Below are 15284 nucleotides of genomic sequence, written 5' to 3' on the forward strand. Positions count from 1 at the left end.
CGCTCTCCGTCACTCACGTCGGCTGGGTGTACCTGTACAACACTACGGCCGCGGCGCCCTTGTCAGGGCACCGCGGCCGGTGGGCGGCCGGGCTCAGTGGTTCTCGGCCTGCTCGCTCTTGAGCGCCTCCAGCGCGCGCTCGGTGACCTCGTCCACCGGGCCCATCGCGGAGATCGTGCGGACCAGGCCCTGCGACTTGTAGTAGTCGATGATGGGCTCGGTCTGCGTGTGGTAGACCTCCAGGCGCGTGCGCACGGTGTCCTCGGAGTCGTCGGCGCGCTGGTACAGCTCGCCGCCGCAGATGTCGCAGACGCCCTCCTGCCGGGGCGCGTTGTAGGCCACGTGGAAGACGTGCGAGGAGTCCTTGCGGCAGATCCGGCGGCCGGCGATGCGCTTGACCACCTCGTCCTCGGGGGCCTCCAGGTCCAGCACCGCGTCGAGCGTCATCTTCTCGGTGCGCAGCAGTTCGTCCAGCGCCTCGGCCTGGGCGACGTTGCGCGGGAAGCCGTCGAGCAGGAAGCCGTTCACGGCGTCCGGCTGCTCCATCCGGTCCTTCGCCATGGCGATGGTGACCTCGTCGGGTACGAGGTTGCCGGCGTCCATGTAGGACTTCGCGAGCTTGCCCAGCTCGGTCTGCCGGCTGATGTTGGCCCGGAACAGGTCGCCCGTGGAGATGTGCGGGACGGCCAGCTTCTCGGCGAGCCGGACGGCCTGCGTTCCCTTACCGGCACCGGGCGGCCCGACGAGGACGATACGCATCAGCGGAGGAACCCTTCGTAATTGCGCTGCTGGAGCTGGCTCTCGATCTGCTTCACCGTCTCGAGACCGACACCCACGATGATCAGGATGCTGGTACCGCCGAAGGGGAAGTTCTGGCTTGCTCCGAAGCCGACCAACGCCATTGTCGGTACGAGAGCGATCAGACCCAGATACAGCGAACCCGGCCAGGTGATCCGGTTGAGCACGTACGAAAGGTACTCAGCGGTCGGTCGGCCAGCCCGGATGCCCGGGATGAAGCCACCATACTTCTTCATGTTGTCGGCGACTTCTTCGGGGTTGAAGGAGATCGCCACGTAGAAGAACGCGAAGAACACGATGAGCAGGAAGTACAGAACGATGTACACGGGGCTCTCGCCCTGCTTGGTCAGGTTCTGCTCGATCCAGGACTTCCAGCCCGAGTTGCCGCCCGCGAACTGCGCCACGAGCGCCGGGATGTACAGCAGCGACGAGGCGAAGATGACGGGGATCACACCCGCCTGGTTCACCTTGAGCGGGATGTAGGTGGACGTACCGCCGTAGGACCGGCGGCCGATCATCCGCTTCGCGTACTGGACCGGGATCCGGCGCTGGGCCTGCTCGACGAAGACCACGAGCGCGACCATGACCAGGCCGACCAGGATCACGGTGCCGAACTCGATCCAGCCGCCGGCCAGGGTGCCCTGCTTCTTGATGGCCCACAGCGCGGAGGGGAAGGTCGCGGCGATCGAGATGAACATCAGGATCGACATGCCGTTGCCGATGCCGCGGTCGGTGATCAGCTCGCCGAGCCACATGACGACACAGGTACCGGCGGTCATGCAGACGACCATCGTGATCGTGGTGAAGATCGACTGGTCGGGGACGATCCCGTTGGCGACCGGGCAGCCGCTGAAGAGGGCACCGCTGCGCGCGGTGGCCACCAGACCGGTGCCCTGGAGGACGGCCAGCGCCACCGTCAGGTACCGGGTGTACTGCGTGATCTTCGTGGTGCCGGCCTGCCCCTCCTTCTTGAGGGCTTCCAGGCGCGGGATGACCACGGTCAGCAGCTGGAGAATGATGCTCGCCGTGATGTACGGCATGATGCCGAGGGCGAAGATCGTGATCTGGAGCAGCGCGCCGCCGCTGAACATGTTGACCAGACCGAACAGGCCCTGGTTGGCGGACGCCTCGTCCATGCACTGCTGGACGGCCTTGTAGCTGACGCCGGGGATCGGGATGTGGGTCCCGACCCGGTAGACCACGATGATGCCCAGCGTGAAGAGTAGTTTCTTACGCAGGTCGGGCGTCCTGAACGCCCGGGCGAACGCGGTGAGCACGGTTCCTCCTGCGACCCCCGCGACGCGCGCGATAGGGACTAGTCGTATCAACAAGGCCCAACGGGCCGAACGGTGTTTTCTGCCACCCCGTCGCCGTACGACGTCTCACGCGCGGGCACAGGTGGACCTCAAGGACTCTAACAGTGCGCGCCCAGCCTGGTGAAGTTCGCCAGCCCGTCAGCCCCGTTGGTGTGCGCCGGCGGGTGGCTCGATCTTCCCCCGAGCCGGTCGGGTCCATGCCGGTTTCCGGAAAACGCGAAGGGCCGGGCAGCCCCCCGGAGGGAACTGCCCGGCCCTGTCGCGTACGCGGCGGTGCCGCCGGGCTCAGACGAGCTCGGTGACCGTACCGCCGGCGGCGGTGATCTTCTCCTTGGCGGACCCGGAGACGGCGTCGACCGTCACCTGGAGCGCCACGGAGATCTCGCCCTGGCCGAGGACCTTGACGAGGCTGTTCTTGCGAACGGCACCCTTGTCGACCAGGTCCTGGACGGTGACCTCGCCACCCTGCGGGTAGAGCGCGGCCAGCTTGTCCAGGTTGACGACCTGGTACTCGGTCTTGAACGGGTTCTTGAAGCCCTTGAGCTTCGGGAGACGCATGTGGAGGGGCATCTGGCCACCCTCGAAGCGCTCCGGAACCTGGTAACGGGCCTTGGTGCCCTTGGTGCCACGACCGGCCGTCTTACCCTTCGACGCCTCACCGCGACCCACACGGGTCTTCGCGGTCTTGGCGCCCGGGGCGGGACGGAGGTTGTGGATCTTGAGCGGGTTCTGCTCCGCCATGATCAGTCGACCTCCTCGACCGTCACGAGGTGGCGGACGGTGTGCACCATGCCGCGGAACTCGGGGCGGTCCTCCTTGACGACCTGCGTGTTGATGCCCTTGAGACCAAGGGACCGCAGGGTGTCGCGGTGGTTCTGCTTGCTGCCGATGTAGGACTTGACCTGCGTGATCTTGAGCTGCGCCATGATTACGCACCCGCCCCGGCACGCGCACGCAGCAGAGCGGCGGGAGCGACGTCCTCGAGCGGCAGACCACGGCGAGCCGCGATCTCCTCGGGACGCTGCAGACCCTTCAGGGCCGCCACGGTCGCGTGCACGATGTTGATCGCGTTGTCGGAGCCGAGCGACTTCGACAGCACGTCGTGGATACCGGCGCACTCGAGCACGGCGCGCACCGGACCACCGGCGATAACACCGGTACCCGGAGACGCGGGCTTGAGCAGCACGACGCCGGCAGCCTTCTCACCCTGGATCGGGTGCGGGATGGTGCCCTGGATACGGGGGACCTTGAAGAAGTGCTTCTTGGCCTCCTCAACACCCTTGGCGATGGCGGCCGGCACCTCCTTGGCCTTGCCGTAACCGACACCCACGGTGCCGTCACCGTCGCCCACCACGACCAGCGCGGTGAAGCTGAAGCGACGACCACCCTTCACAACCTTGGCGACACGGTTGATCGCGACGACGCGCTCGACGTACGCGGTCTTCTCGGCGGCAGCAGCGCCGCCGTCACGGCCCTTCCGGTCCCGCCGCTCGCCGCCACCGGCACCGCCACCGCGGCGCTGGGGTCCAGCCATTGGAATTACCTCTCTCTTTTTCCGCTAGCTACGGAACCGGCTCAGAACTTGAGCCCGGCCTCGCGGGCGGCGTCCGCCAGAGCCGCGATGCGGCCGGCGTACTGGTTACCACCACGGTCGAACACGACGGCCTCGACACCGGCGGCCTTGGCACGCTCGGCGACCAGGGCGCCGACCTGCTTGGCCTGCGCGGACTTGTCGCCCTCGCCACCGCGGATCGAGGTGTCCAGCGTGGACGCCGACGCGAGGGTGTGACCCTTCAGGTCGTCGATCACCTGCGCCACGATGTGGCGGTTGGAGCGGGTTACGACCAGACGGGGGCGCTCCGCCGTACCGGCGATCCGCTTGCGGATCCGGATGTGACGGCGCTTGATCGCGGCGCGCTTGTAGGCGTCGCCCTTGAGGATCTTCTGCCCGTATGCCATGGCTTACTTGCCCGCCTTTCCGACCTTGCGGCGGATGACTTCGCCCTCGTACTTGACGCCCTTGGCCTTGTACGGGTCAGGCTTGCGCAGCTTGCGGATGTTGGCCGCAACCTCGCCGACCTTCTGCTTGTCGATGCCCTCGACCGAGAAACGGGTCGGGGTCTCCACCTTGAAGGAGATACCTTCCGGGGCCTCGACCAGGATCGGGTGGCTGTAACCGAGAGCGAACTCCAGGTTGGAACCCTTGGCGGTGACTCGGTAACCGACACCGCTGATCTCGAGCTTCTTCACGTAACCCTGGGTCACGCCGGTGATCATGTTCGCCACCAGCGTGCGGGACAGGCCGTGCAGGGCCTTGTTCTGACGCTCGTCGTTGGGGCGGGTCACCTGCAGGGTGCCGTCCTCGCCCTTGGCGATGTCGATCGGTGCCACGACGGTGTGGGTCAGCTCGCCCTTGGGGCCCTTGACCTTGACCGTGCGGCCGTCGATGGTGACGTCCACGCCGGCGGGAACCGCGATGGGGAGCTTGCCGATACGCGACATAGCTGTTTCCTCCGTTCCCTTCTGCTACCAGACGTAGGCGAGGACTTCCCCACCCACGCCCTTCTTGCCGGCCTGCTTGTCGGTGAGGAGCCCGTGCGACGTGGAGATGATCGCCACGCCGAGGCCGCCCAGCACCTTGGGCAGGTTGGTGGACTTCGCGTACACCCGGAGACCGGGCTTGGAGATCCGCTTGATGCCCGCGATGGAGCGCTCACGGTTCGGGCCGAACTTCAGCTCGAGGACGAGGTTCTTGCCGACCTCGGCGTCCTCGGTCTTCCAGCCCGTGATGAAGCCCTCCTGCTGGAGGATCTCCGCGATGTGCGACTTGATCTTGGAGTGCGGCATCGACACCGAGTCGTGGTAAGCCGAGTTCGCGTTCCGCAGACGCGTAAGCATGTCTGCGATCGGATCAGTCATGGTCATGAATTGGCCTGTGGCCTTTCTCGCCGGGGTTTCCTATATGCGCCATCCCTCTCCCCGTACTGGGACGGGACGGGTGCGGCGCGGGGACCTACGGCGTAGTAAGTCGTTCAGGGCGGCAGAGGCCCAACCCTCCTAGCCTAAGCCATGAGAGTCGGCGCCCCTGCCGTCCCGGTTGCTTACCGAGAGGTCCAGGAATCCCTGAAAGTGGGGATTACCAGGAGCTCTTGGTCACGCCCGGCAGCTCGCCACGGTGAGCCATCTCACGAAGGCACACGCGGCACAGGCCGAACTTGCGGTACACGGAGTGCGGGCGGCCGCAGCGCTGGCAGCGGGTGTAGCCACGCACACCGAACTTGGGCTTGCGAGCAGCCTTAGCGATCAGAGCCTTCTTCGCCATCTCGCTCACGCCTCCTTGAACGGGAAGCCGAGGTGACGAAGGAGCGCGCGGCCCTCAGCGTCATTGGTCGCCGTGGTGACCACGGTGATGTCCATACCCCGGACGCGGTCGATCTTGTCCTGGTCGATCTCGTGGAACATGACCTGCTCCGTGAGACCGAAGGTGTAGTTGCCACGGCCGTCGAACTGCTTGGGGGACAGGCCGCGGAAGTCGCGGATGCGCGGGAGCGCCAGCGACAGGGTGCGGTCCAGGAACTCCCACATGCGGTCGCCACGGAGCGTGACGTGGGCACCGATCGGCTGACCCTCACGCAGCTTGAACTGCGCGATGGACTTCCGGGCCTTGGTGACGGCCGGCTTCTGACCGGTGATCGTGGTGAGGTCGCGGATGGCGCCCTCGATCAGCTTGGAGTCGCGGGCGGCGTCGCCCACACCCATGTTGACCACGATCTTGACGAGGCCGGGGATCTGCATGACGTTCTCGTACTTGAACTCGTCACGCAGCTTGCCCGCGATCTCGTCACGGTACTTCTGCTTCAGACGCGGAGTGGTGGTGGTAGCCATCAGATGTCCTCACCCGTCCGCTTGGCAACGCGGATCTTGTTGCCCTCTTCGTCGAAGCGGTAGCCGACACGCGTGACGACCTTCTGGCCATCCTTCTCCACGACCAGCTGGACGTTGGAGACGTGGATCGGCGCCTCGGTGGTCACGATGCCGCCGGCCTGCGAGCCGCTGGCGGTCGGACCGGCCTTCGTGTGCTTCTTGACCCGGTTGACACCCTCGACCAGGACACGCTCGTCGCGCGGGTAAGCGGCAATGACCTTGCCCTGCTTGCCCTTGTCCTTGCCGGTGATGACCTGGACCAGGTCGCCCTTCTTGATCTTCATGCTTACAGCACCTCCGGCGCGAGCGAGATGATCTTCATGAACTTCTTCTCGCGCAGCTCACGGCCGACCGGGCCGAAGATGCGGGTGCCGCGAGGGTCGCCGTCGTTCTTCAGAATGACGGCGGCGTTCTCGTCGAAGCGGATGTACGAGCCGTCCGGACGGCGGCGCTCCTTGACGGTGCGAACGATGACCGCCTTGACGACGTCACCCTTCTTCACGTTGCCACCGGGGATCGCGTCCTTGACGGTGGCGACGATGACGTCACCGATGCCCGCGTAGCGGCGACCGGAGCCACCGAGCACACGGATGCAAAGGATCTCCTTCGCACCAGTGTTGTCGGCGACACGCAGTCGCGACTCCTGCTGGATCACGTCTATCTCCTGAATGTCTGCCGGTTCCCCGGGGGCCGCTCAGCGAGCGGCCCCCGGAGCCTGGCGGAACTGTCCTGCGAGGGGCGCCCCGCAGGAGAATTACTTGGCCTTCTCGAGGATCTCGACGACGCGCCAGCGCTTCGTCGCGGACAGCGGCCGGGTCTCCATGAGGAGGACGCGGTCGCCGACACCCGCGGCGTTCTGCTCGTCGTGCGCCTTGAGCTTGTTCGTACGGCGGATGACCTTGCCGTACAGCGCGTGCTTCACGCGGTCCTCGACAGCGACGACGACGGTCTTGTCCATCTTGTCGCTGACGACGAGACCCTCACGGGTCTTGCGGAAGCCGCGGGCCTCTGCGTTCTCAGTCACGTTCTTCTCGCTCATCAGGCGTTCTCCACCGTTTCGATGCCCAGCTCACGCTCGCGCATCAGGGTGTAGATCCGCGCGATGTCCTTGCGGACCGCCTTCAGACGGCCGTGGTTCTCGAGCTGCCCCGTCGCCGCCTGGAAGCGGAGGTTGAACAGTTCTTCCTTGGCCTCGCGGAGCTTCGCCAGAAGCTCCTCGTTGCCCAGCTCGCGCAGCTCGGACGCCTTGGTACCGGCCGACATCACGCTTCACCTGCCTCGCGCTTGACGATCCGGCACTTCATCGGCAGCTTGTGGGCCGCACGAGTCAGCGCCTCACGGGCGATCTTCTCGTTGGGGTACGACAGCTCGAACATGACGCGTCCGGGCTTGACGTTGGCGATCCACCACTCCGGAGAACCCTTACCGGAACCCATGCGGGTCTCGGCAGGCTTCTTGGTGAGGGGACGGTCCGGGTAGATGTTGATCCAGACCTTGCCGCCACGCTTGATGTGGCGGGTCATCGCGATACGAGCCGCCTCGATCTGGCGGTTCGTGACGTAGGCCGGGGTCAGCGCCTGGATGCCGTACTCGCCGAACGCAACCTGCGTGCCACCCTTGGACATGCCGTCACGCTTCGGGTGGTGCTGCTTGCGGTGCTTGACCCTACGGGGGATCAGCATGTCGGTCAGGCCTCCGTTCCGGTGCTCTCAGCCGGAGCGGCGGCGGGAGCCTCGGCCTTGGGGGCCTCGGCGCCGGCAGCCTGCTGCGGCTTGCGACCGCGCCGCTCGCCACCGCGGCCACCACGGGCCGGGCGGTCGGCACCACCGCGGGCCGGGCGGTTACCCGCACGGGCCGCAGCGTTCTCGGCGCGGACCTCGGCGATGTTCTTGACGTCGCCCTTGTAGATCCAGACCTTCACACCGATGCGGCCGAAGGTCGTCTTGGCCTCGAAGAAGCCGTAGTCCACGTTCGCGCGGAGCGTGTGCAGGGGCACACGGCCCTCGCGGTAGAACTCCGAGCGGGACATCTCGGCGCCGCCGAGGCGGCCACCGCACTGGATCTTGATGCCCTTGGCGCCCGCCTTCATCGCCGACTGCATGCTCTTGCGCATGGCACGGCGGAAGGAGACACGGGAGGAGAGCTGCTCGGCGACGGCCTGGGCCACCAGCTGAGCGTCCGTCTCCGGGTTCTTGACCTCGAGGATGTTGAGCTGGACCTGCTTGCCGGTCAGCTTCTCCAGGTCACCGCGGATGCGGTCGGCCTCGGCGCCGCGGCGGCCGATGACGATGCCCGGACGAGCGGTGTGGATGTCCACGCGGACACGGTCACGGGTGCGCTCGATCTCAACCTTCGAGATGCCGGCGCGCTCCATGCCGGACGTCATCATCCGACGGATGGCGACGTCTTCCTTGACGTAGTCCTTGTACAGCTTGTCGGCGTACCAACGCGACTTGAAGTCGGTCGTGACACCGAGCCGGAACCCATGCGGGTTAACCTTCTGGCCCATTACCGGGTTCCTTCCTTGCTGCTGACGACCACGGTGATGTGGCTGGTCCGCTTGCGGATCCGGTAGGCACGGCCCTGGGCGCGCGGCCGGAACCGCTTCAGGGTCGGGCCCTCGTCGACGTAAGCCTCGGAGATGAAGAGGCTGTCGGCGTCGGTGTGGTCGTAGTTGTGCGCGGCGTTGGCAATGGCGCTGTCCAGCACCTTGCCGACCGGAACCGAGGCTGCCTGCGGGGCGAATCGCAGAACAGCCTGGGCCTCCGTGGCGTCCATGCCACGGATGAGGTCCACCACACGGCGGGCCTTCATGGGCGTGACGCGGATGTACCGCGCCTGGGCCCTGGCTTCCATGGTTGTCCCTTCAGAGTTTCTTACTTGTCTGAATGCGATCCGCGATTAGCGGCGCTTCGACTTCCGGTCGTCCTTGACGTGGCCGCGGAAGGTGCGCGTCGGCGAGAACTCGCCGAGCTTGTGGCCGACCATCGACTCGGTGACGAACACCGGGATGTGGGTCTTGCCGTTGTGCACCGCGATCGTGTGGCCGAGCATGGCCGGGACGATCATCGAGCGACGGGACCAGGTCTTGATGACGTTCTTGGTGCCGGCTTCGTTCTGCGAGTCCACCTTCTTGATCAGGTGGTCGTCGACGAAGGGCCCCTTCTTCAAGCTACGAGGCATCTCAACCCGTCCTTAGCGCTTCTTGTTCGTCTTGCGGCGGCGGACGATGTACTTGTTCGACGCCTTCTTGGGCGAACGAGTACGGCCTTCCTTCTTGCCCCACGGGGACACAGGGTGGCGACCACCGGAGGTCCGGCCCTCACCACCACCGTGCGGGTGGTCGACCGGGTTCATGACGACACCACGGACGGTCGGGCGAACGCCCAGCCACCGCTTGCGGCCCGCCTTGCCCCAGTTGATGTTGCTCTGCTCGGCGTTGCCGACCTCGCCGACGGTGGCGCGGCAGCGGACGTCGACCAGGCGGATCTCGCCGGACGGCATGCGCAGGTGGGCCATGGAGCCCTCCTTCGCGAGCAGCTGCACGGAGGCACCGGCGGAACGGGCGAACTTGGCGCCGCCACCGGGACGGAGCTCGATCGCGTGGATCGTGGTACCGACCGGGATGTTGCGGAGCGCCAGGTTGTTGCCCGGCTTGATGTCGGCCCCGGGACCGTTCTCGACGCGGTCACCCTGCTGCAGGTTGCGCGGGGCGAGGATGTAGCGCTTCTCGCCGTCGGCGTAGTGCAGCAGCGCGATGCGCGCGGTGCGGTTGGGGTCGTACTCGATGTGCGCGACCTTCGCCGGCACGCCGTCCTTGTCGTGACGACGGAAGTCGATCACACGGTAGGCGCGCTTGTGTCCGCCACCCTGGTGGCGAACGGTCACACGACCGGCGTTGTTACGGCCGCCCTTGCTGTGCAGGGGACGGACCAGCGACTTCTCCGGCGTGGACCGCGTGACCTCGACGAAGTCGGCGACGCTGGCGCCACGACGGCCCGGCGTAGTCGGCTTGTACTTGCGGATTCCCATTTCTCAGTCCTCGTCCGATATCGGACGATCCGGACCGCCCTCAGGCGGTCGGACCGCCGAAGATGTCGATACGGTCGCCCTCGGCGAGGGTCACGATCGCGCGCTTGGTGGCGGCACGCTGACCGAAACCGGTCTTCGTGCGCTTGCGCTTGCCCTGGCGGTTGATCGTGTTGACCCCGGTGACCTTGACGTCGAAGACCGCCTGGACGGCCTGCTTGATCTGGGTCTTGTTGGCGTTCGGGTCGACGATGAACGTGTACTTGTTCTCGTCCAGGAGCGCGTAGCTCTTCTCCGAGACGACCGGCTTCAGCAGGACGTCACGGGGGTCCGTGTACGCCTTGCTCAGCGGGGTCTCGACGGTGTTCTTGCCCTCGGCGGCGTGGCGGCGCGCCTTGGCGACGCGCGCGGCCTTGGCGGCCTTGGCGGCCTTCGAGGCAATAGCGGGGTGACGGATAGCCATCAGACCTCGCTCCCTTCGGTGTCAGCAGCCGACGGCGCGCCAGACACGAAGGACTCGAAGGCGGCCTGGGTGAAGACCACGTCGTCCGAGACGAGAACGTCGTACGTGTTCAGCTGGCCCGGCTCCAGGATGTGGACCTGGGGCAGGTTGCGGGCGGACAGCCACGCGGCCTCGTCGGAGCGGTCGGCGACCAGGAGCAGGTTCTTGCGCTCCGAGATCTTGCCGAACAGGCTCTTGGCGGCCTTCGTGGAGACCTGGCCCTCGACCACGCCGGAGACGACGTGGATGCGGTTGTGACGCGCCCGGTCGGTGAGGGCACCGCGCAGGGCGGCGGCCTTCATCTTCTTCGGGGTGCGCTGCGAGTAGTCACGCGGCACGGGACCGTGCACGACGCCACCACCGGCGAACTGCGGCGCGCGGGTCGAACCCTGGCGGGCGCGACCGGTGCCCTTCTGGCGGTACGGCTTCTTGCCACCACCGCGGACCTCGCCACGCGTCTTGGTCTTGTGCGTGCCCTGACGGGCCGCGGCCAGCTGCGCGACGACGACCTGGTGGATCAGCGGGACGCTGACCTTGGCGTCGAAGATCTCCGCGGGGAGCTCGACGGAACCGGCCTTGTCGCCCGCCGGCGAAAGGATGTCAACAGTGCTCATCGGTTACCTCAGGCCCCCTTGGCCGCGGTGCGGACCAGGACGAGGCCGCCGTTCGGACCGGGAACCGCGCCCTTGATGAGCAGCAGACCCTTCTCCGCGTCAACGGCGTGGACGGTCAGGTTCTGGGTGGTGACCCGCTCGTTGCCCATGCGACCCGCCATGCGGAGGCCCTTGAACACGCGGCCCGGGGTGGCGCAGCCACCGATGGAACCGGGCGAGCGGTGCTTGCGCTGGGTGCCGTGTCCGGCGCCGAGGCCCTTGAAGTTGTGACGCTTCATGACACCGGCGAAGCCCTTGCCCTTGCTCTTGCCGGTCACGTCGACCTTCACGCCGGCCTCGAACACCTGCGCGGTGATCTCCTGGCCCAGCGTGTACTCGGAGGCGTCCGCGGTGCGGATCTCGACGAGGTGGCGACGGGGGGTGACGTCGGCCTTGGCGAAGTGGCCCTTGAGGGGCTTGTTCACCTTGCGCGGGTCGATCTCGCCGAAGGCGATCTGGACCGACTCGTAGCCGTCGACGTCGTTCGTACGGACCTGGGTCACGACGTTGGGGCCGGCCTTGACGACGGTGACCGGGACGACACGGTTGTTCTCGTCCCACACCTGCGTCATGCCGAGCTTCTCGCCCAGGATGCCCTTGATCTGCTTAGCCATTCTCAGATCACCAGCCCTCAGAGCTTGATCTCGATGTCGACACCGGCCGGGAGGTCGAGTCGCATCAGAGAGTCAACGGTCTTGGGGGTCGGGTCGAGAATGTCGATCAGGCGCTTGTGCGTGCGCATCTCGAAGTGCTCGCGCGAGTCCTTGTACTTGTGCGGCGACTTGATGACGCAGTACACGTTCTTCTCAGTGGGCAGCGGCACCGGGCCCGCGACCGACGCACCAGTGCGGGTCACCGTCTCGACGATCTTCTTCGCCGAGGAGTCGATGACCTCGTGGTCGTAGGCCTTGAGCCGGATGCGGATCTTCTGTCCCGCCATGGCTACTCAGTAGTCCTGTCTCTTCTTACGCTCTGGGACCCGGTGGTTTCCGGTACCCGCTTTCTCCGACCCACGCGGTCGGGCGTGTCGCGGTCCCGCTGACATGAATGTCCCTTGTTCGAACATCCCTGCGGGGAATGCGCACGGCCCTTCCGGAAACCGCGGACCGGGGACCTCGGGCCCACCGGGCGCCTGGCCGGTGTCGCGCCCACACTTCCCGGAAGATTCCCGTACGTCCGCCCCAGTGCTGCCCGAGGGCAGTTAGGGCGACGAGTACTGTGGGACTCGCTTCCGGTCCTCCCGGCGGGAGGCGCGCAGCATCAACACTCGACCGAGCAACTCGGACAGTCTGCCATACGGGCGGGGGGCTCCGCCAATCGAGCCGAAGAGATTACCCGCGGAGTGACGTAGGTCAAACCGGAGGCGGGTCAGCCGGCGCCGTGGAGGCGCCGGGGCCCTCCCGCGAACATCTCGCGGACCGGCGGCCGAACGGCCCACTCTCCCCACAGAGGTTGTGCCAGGATTACAGCCCGAATGGACTTTCGGGGGGTACGACGGGGATGACCGGCTACTGCAAGGTCGAATTCGAGGCCCTGGTGCGACTCGTCACCGACCTCGGCGAGTGCGCCGACAGCATGCGGTCCGCCATGAAGCAGCTGAAGGACATCGGCCCGACGGGCGCCGGCTCCAAGGAGCTGGAAGCGGCCTGTGACGAGTTCCAGCACAAGTGGGGCTACGGCATCAAGCAGATCGCCAAGGCCACGGATGGGATCACCGGGAAGGTGGTGCAGTCGGTCCGGCTCTACCAGGGCCTGGAAGACGAGATTGCCGCGATGCTGAAGGCGGTCCAGGCGGGTGACCGATGACCAGCGAGCAGAGCCCGCCGCCTGCCGCCCTGCATTTCCAGGTGCCGTCCGAATTCCACGAAGTCCCGCTGGCCATCGGCGCAGACCAGGATGCCCTGTACGCGGATCTGCGCCGGTTCGCCCGCGACTACTGGGGCGAACAGGAGGAGCTCGAACCGCTCCGCGCCCTGACCGAAGCCATGTACGCCGCGAACGCGGACCAGTTGGTCGCGGGCGGGGCTATCTACAACGCGCTCGGCATCTTCTCCATGGGCGGCAGCCCGGAGGGCTCCGAGCCGCCGGAGCGGATCAGCCGCGCCACGCTCACCATCAGCGTGCGCGAGATGGAAAACCCGGATCCGTGCCTCACCACCGCGGGCATTCTGGAGACGCTGGACAACGCCTCGGAGAACGGTGAGGCAGCAGAGGTCCTGCCGATCGACCTGCCGGCCGGGCCAGCAGTCGTCCGCGTCGCCGGTTCCCGTGCGACGTGGGACCTGCCAGAGGGGGAACACGAGCGGTTCTTCGTCCATGTCGAGGTCTGGCTGCCCTTCCCCGGAGAGGATCGGTTGCTGCTGCTCTCTCTGAGCACACCCGACACCCAGGATTTTCAGCATTATCAGGCGGTTCTCGCCGACATCGCCGACACGGTCGCCTTCGGCGAACCCGAAGTGAACGGTTCCAGGACCGCTGACGCCGCTTCCGCCATCTCGCCTTTCGCGTCCTACTGACCGTGCCGTGGAGGCCACCTTCATGACCACTCCGACCTATGGCGCGCTCGGCTTCGATCCCGCGCCCGGCGTCCCCTCCTCCGTGCACCACCTGGTCACCTCGCTGACCAGCGTGACCAAGCAACTGCACGACGCCCACTCGACGCTGACCCGGCTGGGCAAGCCGGACGCGGCCTGGGTGGGCGAGGCCGCGTCCGCCTTCGCGAAGAAGACCGGGTCGCTGCCGAAGTATCTGGCTGACGGACATACCTCGCTGATCGACGCCGCGCACGCCCTGCACGGCTGGGAGTCCGATCTGCGGGAGTTCCAGACGCTGGCCAAGCACTACGAGCAGGAAGCGGAGGCCGCGCGCAGGACTCTGAAGACGGCGCAGAACGACCCGGACCTGCAACTCGCGGGCCGTACGTTCGACACCGACGCTGAGCTCCAGCAGGCACAGCGACGTCTCGACGGCGCCGTGCGACGGCTGAACGGGGCCCGCGACGAGCTGAACGCCATCATCAAGAAGGCCGAAGCGCTGCTCACTGAGCATGACAGGGCGGCCAGTGCCGCCGCTGCGGCGATCCGCAAGGCGGCCGAGGCTGCGCCGGACGAGTCTTTGCTCCACAAGCTCGGAGATCTCCTCTCGGACCTCGGCGACCGGATCAAGGACCTTGCCGGGGATCTCTGGCGCTGGATCCAGAAGCACGCGGACACGATCTATAAGATCGGCGACTGGCTCGGTTACGCGGCCGCCGCTTGCGACGTACTTGCCATCGTCTTCTCCGAGACGATCGTCGGTGCCGTCGTCTTCGAGGCCCTCGGCCGGGTTCTGAACACCGGCGCCCTCATCTTCCACGGCGTCGGCTGGGCCGCTGGCGCGAAAGAGGGAAACCCGCTGGACATCGGCCTGGATCTCGCTGGGTTCATTCCCTTTGGAGACCTGGCACGCACGGGGAAGATCGCGCACGCCGCCTTCAAGGGCGTCAAGATCCCGATGAATGCCCTCGACTTCGGGGTGAAGGCTGCCGACTCCTGGAAGCGGGCCGCCGATCTCATCGAACACGTCGGAGGAACAGCGAAGTTCGGCGAGGACGCCGAGGAGTGGGCGATGCGGAACGCCGCCGCGCTCGGCAGGAAGGCGCACGCGATCCACATCACCGCGGACAGCGTGGCAGATCGCCTCAAGCTCGGTATCGCCAGGCAGCTCGGCGACAACACGCTGTACCGAGCCGGTGCAAAGCTGACCGACATCCCCTTCCAGAAGATGATGCCCCATCTGATCGAGAACACCCCGCTGAAACACATCCCTGGGGTCTCGGAGTCCGTCCGGCCGATCTTTGACGATGCCGGCAGAAAAGTCGGCCAGTACATCGATCCCCGGTCCTGGACTGCGCGTGGCTATGTGGCGATCAGAGGCTCCAAGCACCTGCTCACAGAAGGAGTGCGCGTCGCGACCGAGGACACCCAGTACGAGTCCGAGAAGATCCACGAGAAGATCGACCAGGCACGTGAGACCGCCGGCCACCTTCTCGGTGGCCTGGCGAACGCCAACCCATTCGGATGA

Annotated in this window: 26 protein-coding genes; 3 read left to right on the top strand and 23 right to left on the bottom strand. The window is 66.5% G+C overall.

Features of this window, described 5'->3' with window-relative positions; all coding sequences use genetic code 11:
* Nucleotides 1–93: 93 nt before the first annotated feature.
* From ACE4Q9_RS13500 to rpsJ, 23 genes are all read right to left on the bottom strand, one after another.
* Nucleotides 94–759 carry an adenylate kinase gene (locus ACE4Q9_RS13500; RefSeq protein WP_397984490.1) on the bottom strand — a complete coding sequence of 222 codons (666 nt, stop codon included), beginning with the start codon at nucleotides 757–759 and terminating at the stop codon, nucleotides 94–96.
* Nucleotides 759–2075, bottom strand: coding sequence for a preprotein translocase subunit SecY (gene secY / locus ACE4Q9_RS13505; RefSeq protein ID WP_397984491.1), 1317 nt, complete (start codon nucleotides 2073–2075; stop codon nucleotides 759–761). Before secY ends, ACE4Q9_RS13500 begins: the two co-directional genes overlap by 1 nt.
* A 324-nt stretch (nucleotides 2076–2399) precedes the next feature.
* Nucleotides 2400–2855, bottom strand: coding sequence for a 50S ribosomal protein L15 (gene rplO, locus ACE4Q9_RS13510; protein ID WP_037657572.1), 456 nt, complete (start codon nucleotides 2853–2855; stop codon nucleotides 2400–2402).
* 2 nt (nucleotides 2856–2857) lie between these two features.
* Nucleotides 2858–3040 carry a 50S ribosomal protein L30 gene (gene rpmD / locus ACE4Q9_RS13515; RefSeq protein WP_003974250.1) on the bottom strand — a complete coding sequence of 61 codons (183 nt, stop codon included), beginning with the start codon at nucleotides 3038–3040 and terminating at the stop codon, nucleotides 2858–2860.
* A 2-nt stretch (nucleotides 3041–3042) separates the two neighbouring features.
* Nucleotides 3043–3648, bottom strand: coding sequence for a 30S ribosomal protein S5 (gene rpsE, locus ACE4Q9_RS13520; protein ID WP_003992370.1), 606 nt, complete (start codon nucleotides 3646–3648; stop codon nucleotides 3043–3045).
* A 41-nt stretch (nucleotides 3649–3689) separates the two neighbouring features.
* Nucleotides 3690–4073, bottom strand: a complete 384-nt coding sequence (rplR, locus tag ACE4Q9_RS13525) for a 50S ribosomal protein L18 (protein ID WP_030174556.1) — start codon at nucleotides 4071–4073, stop codon at nucleotides 3690–3692.
* Nucleotides 4074–4076: 3 nt separating this feature from the next.
* Nucleotides 4077–4616, bottom strand: coding sequence for a 50S ribosomal protein L6 (gene rplF / locus ACE4Q9_RS13530; RefSeq protein ID WP_397984492.1), 540 nt, complete (start codon nucleotides 4614–4616; stop codon nucleotides 4077–4079).
* A 24-nt stretch (nucleotides 4617–4640) separates the two neighbouring features.
* Complete coding sequence (gene rpsH, locus ACE4Q9_RS13535; RefSeq protein WP_037657563.1) at nucleotides 4641–5039, bottom strand: 30S ribosomal protein S8; 399 nt, start codon at nucleotides 5037–5039, stop codon at nucleotides 4641–4643.
* A gap of 211 nt (nucleotides 5040–5250) precedes the next feature.
* Nucleotides 5251–5436, bottom strand: coding sequence for a type Z 30S ribosomal protein S14 (locus tag ACE4Q9_RS13540; RefSeq protein WP_003948630.1), 186 nt, complete (start codon nucleotides 5434–5436; stop codon nucleotides 5251–5253).
* Between the two features lie 5 nt (nucleotides 5437–5441).
* Nucleotides 5442–5999 carry a 50S ribosomal protein L5 gene (rplE, locus tag ACE4Q9_RS13545; RefSeq protein ID WP_037657562.1) on the bottom strand — a complete coding sequence of 186 codons (558 nt, stop codon included), beginning with the start codon at nucleotides 5997–5999 and terminating at the stop codon, nucleotides 5442–5444.
* Nucleotides 5999–6322: a 50S ribosomal protein L24 gene (rplX, locus tag ACE4Q9_RS13550; protein ID WP_067045328.1), complete on the bottom strand. Its 324-nt coding sequence runs from the start codon at nucleotides 6320–6322 to the stop codon at nucleotides 5999–6001. The genes rplE and rplX overlap by 1 nt, the downstream gene beginning before the upstream one ends.
* Before the next feature lie 2 nt (nucleotides 6323–6324).
* Nucleotides 6325–6693, bottom strand: coding sequence for a 50S ribosomal protein L14 (rplN, locus tag ACE4Q9_RS13555; RefSeq protein ID WP_003998823.1), 369 nt, complete (start codon nucleotides 6691–6693; stop codon nucleotides 6325–6327).
* A gap of 99 nt (nucleotides 6694–6792) precedes the next feature.
* Nucleotides 6793–7077 (bottom strand): 30S ribosomal protein S17, encoded by a 285-nt coding sequence (gene rpsQ / locus ACE4Q9_RS13560; RefSeq protein ID WP_018543912.1) that lies wholly within the window; start codon nucleotides 7075–7077, stop codon nucleotides 6793–6795.
* A complete protein-coding gene (gene rpmC, locus ACE4Q9_RS13565; RefSeq protein ID WP_007494763.1) occupies nucleotides 7077–7301 on the bottom strand; it encodes a 50S ribosomal protein L29 in 225 nt (74 codons plus the stop codon). The genes rpsQ and rpmC overlap by 1 nt, the downstream gene beginning before the upstream one ends.
* Nucleotides 7301–7720, bottom strand: coding sequence for a 50S ribosomal protein L16 (gene rplP / locus ACE4Q9_RS13570; protein WP_046418010.1), 420 nt, complete (start codon nucleotides 7718–7720; stop codon nucleotides 7301–7303). The genes rpmC and rplP overlap by 1 nt, the downstream gene beginning before the upstream one ends.
* A 5-nt stretch (nucleotides 7721–7725) precedes the next feature.
* Entirely contained in the window at nucleotides 7726–8547 is an 822-nt protein-coding gene (rpsC, locus tag ACE4Q9_RS13575; RefSeq protein ID WP_014674374.1) for a 30S ribosomal protein S3, read from the bottom strand.
* The gene (gene rplV / locus ACE4Q9_RS13580) at nucleotides 8547–8894 is read right to left on the bottom strand and encodes a 50S ribosomal protein L22 (RefSeq protein WP_003974262.1); all 348 of its coding nucleotides are present in this window, start codon (nucleotides 8892–8894) and stop codon (nucleotides 8547–8549) included. The genes rpsC and rplV overlap by 1 nt, the downstream gene beginning before the upstream one ends.
* Before the next feature lie 45 nt (nucleotides 8895–8939).
* Entirely contained in the window at nucleotides 8940–9221 is a 282-nt protein-coding gene (rpsS, locus tag ACE4Q9_RS13585; protein WP_031076666.1) for a 30S ribosomal protein S19, read from the bottom strand.
* A 12-nt stretch (nucleotides 9222–9233) separates the two neighbouring features.
* Entirely contained in the window at nucleotides 9234–10070 is an 837-nt protein-coding gene (gene rplB, locus ACE4Q9_RS13590) for a 50S ribosomal protein L2 (protein WP_030811669.1), read from the bottom strand.
* A 40-nt stretch (nucleotides 10071–10110) separates the two neighbouring features.
* Entirely contained in the window at nucleotides 10111–10530 is a 420-nt protein-coding gene (gene rplW / locus ACE4Q9_RS13595) for a 50S ribosomal protein L23 (protein ID WP_397984493.1), read from the bottom strand.
* A complete protein-coding gene (gene rplD / locus ACE4Q9_RS13600; protein WP_397984494.1) occupies nucleotides 10530–11183 on the bottom strand; it encodes a 50S ribosomal protein L4 in 654 nt (217 codons plus the stop codon). The genes rplW and rplD overlap by 1 nt, the downstream gene beginning before the upstream one ends.
* Nucleotides 11184–11191: 8 nt before the next feature.
* Nucleotides 11192–11836: a 50S ribosomal protein L3 gene (gene rplC / locus ACE4Q9_RS13605; protein ID WP_285561826.1), complete on the bottom strand. Its 645-nt coding sequence runs from the start codon at nucleotides 11834–11836 to the stop codon at nucleotides 11192–11194.
* A 17-nt stretch (nucleotides 11837–11853) separates the two neighbouring features.
* Nucleotides 11854–12162 carry a 30S ribosomal protein S10 gene (gene rpsJ / locus ACE4Q9_RS13610; RefSeq protein ID WP_003948644.1) on the bottom strand — a complete coding sequence of 103 codons (309 nt, stop codon included), beginning with the start codon at nucleotides 12160–12162 and terminating at the stop codon, nucleotides 11854–11856.
* Nucleotides 12163–12722: 560 nt separating this feature from the next.
* On the opposite strand from rpsJ, the gene ACE4Q9_RS13615 reads away from it, so the two are divergent.
* From ACE4Q9_RS13615 to ACE4Q9_RS13625, 3 genes are read left to right on the top strand one after another with little or no spacing between them, the layout of a single operon-like run.
* Nucleotides 12723–13028 carry a hypothetical protein gene (locus ACE4Q9_RS13615; protein WP_397984495.1) on the top strand — a complete coding sequence of 102 codons (306 nt, stop codon included), beginning with the start codon at nucleotides 12723–12725 and terminating at the stop codon, nucleotides 13026–13028.
* Nucleotides 13025–13738: a hypothetical protein gene (locus ACE4Q9_RS13620; RefSeq protein ID WP_397984496.1), complete on the top strand. Its 714-nt coding sequence runs from the start codon at nucleotides 13025–13027 to the stop codon at nucleotides 13736–13738. Before ACE4Q9_RS13615 ends, ACE4Q9_RS13620 begins: the two co-directional genes overlap by 4 nt.
* Nucleotides 13739–13760: 22 nt before the next feature.
* Nucleotides 13761–15284, top strand: a complete 1524-nt coding sequence (locus ACE4Q9_RS13625) for a putative T7SS-secreted protein (protein WP_397984497.1) — start codon at nucleotides 13761–13763, stop codon at nucleotides 15282–15284.

Source organism: Streptomyces sp. AM6-12 (assembly GCF_044327085.1).
Taxonomy (GTDB): Bacteria; Actinomycetota; Actinomycetes; order Streptomycetales; family Streptomycetaceae; genus Streptomyces.